Genomic DNA, 1,352 nt, shown 5'->3' with positions numbered 1-1,352 from the left:
TTCTTGCTTCTACGGGGTCTTGAGAAGCTCTGTATCTTTTTTTCAGTTCACCATTACTCAGATGGTCAGCTAAATAAGCTTTTTTGGGCATTTGACATTAGAATTTTGTATTAAGTCTATTATAACCGGATTTGGTATTAATATCCAATAAATAAGCATTCAGCTGATAGCTGAATGCTTGAAAATGTTACTAATTTTTAATTTTTACCAATCAACTTTCAACCTGTTAACCTTCAACCTGTTAACCTTCAACCTGTTAACCTTCAACCTATTAACCTTCAACCAAATAACCTTAAACCCTCAATCCCCAGTAATGGACAAACCATCAACCCAGATTTTTGGACAGACTCCACCAGAGGTCAACTCAGCCTCTTTTTCCACATAAATAATGGATTTCAGCAGTTCCCGAAAATCTCCGGCTACGGTTGCGGAATCAATACTAGTTAATTCTCCTTTATTCACCATCCAACCATCAAAGGGTAGAGAAAAGGAACCTTCGAGTGCTTTAACTCCTGCATGAAGCGCATTCACTTCATCAATCCAAATCACATTCTCCGCTTGGTCTAAGCTGTACTCTTGTTCAGCAGATTGACCAGGAAAAACATGATAGAAATTAGGGCTAACTGTAACTTTAGCTCCAATATTTGCATGACCTGTTGGTTGAGCATTCAGGCGTTTCGCGGTGCCAGCACTGTGCAGAAAACTGCTTAACACCCCTTCTGTAATTATCGGTACTCGACGAGTAGGGGTTCCTTCTCCATCAAAATAGACCGGTGCCACATTCTCTGGATGTAGCTCATCATCACAGACAGAAAGCAGAGGAGAAGCAATTTGAGTACCTAGAAACTCAGGAGTCGAGAGGCTTTGCTTGTCTAGAATATTCTGAGCATTAAATAAATTAGAAAAAGCATTCAGTAAACTTAGGAAAGCTTCGGGAGAGAACACTACCCGATATTTACCGGACTTAACTTTCTCATAGTTCAAGTGACTGATGGTTTTCTCAGCAGCTTCTTGCAGACAAGTCTGAATATCCAGAGTTTCTAACCCTTTACTAATCTTATAGGCACCAGCACTACGGGGCTTTTTCCCTTCTTCCTCAGTTTTGGTATAAAGATAAATGGAAGCAGAGGAACTAGCTTGCTGGCGCAATGCCCCATCACTATTGAGATAAAAGCGCTCAACATCCCGTTGAGATAGTCCATTGTAAGGAACTCCGGCAATAGCCGAGTGAGCTTCCAGTAACTTTTTCTCTGAATCCAGTAGGGTTTCTACTAATTTAGATACTGGCTGTTGAGGCACTTGATTATTGGGAATCTCTGGAATCGATACCGTTGATTCAGGGCTAAAGTCTG

The 1,352-nt window shown here is 40.8% G+C and carries 1 protein-coding gene; it reads right to left on the bottom strand.

The features are described 5' to 3' along the window. Positions 1 to 300: 300 nt before the first annotated feature. Positions 301 to 1,352: TldD/PmbA family protein (locus F6K37_RS42625; protein WP_287257249.1), on the bottom strand; the 1,052-nt coding region annotated here is incomplete at its 5' end.

The organism is Moorena sp. SIO4E2 (genome assembly GCF_010671945.1).
GTDB classification, from domain to species: domain Bacteria; phylum Cyanobacteriota; class Cyanobacteriia; order Cyanobacteriales; family Coleofasciculaceae; genus Moorena; species Moorena producens.
Note: the sequence above shows the minus strand (reverse complement) of the source record. Positions and strands in the feature narration are given on the sequence as shown.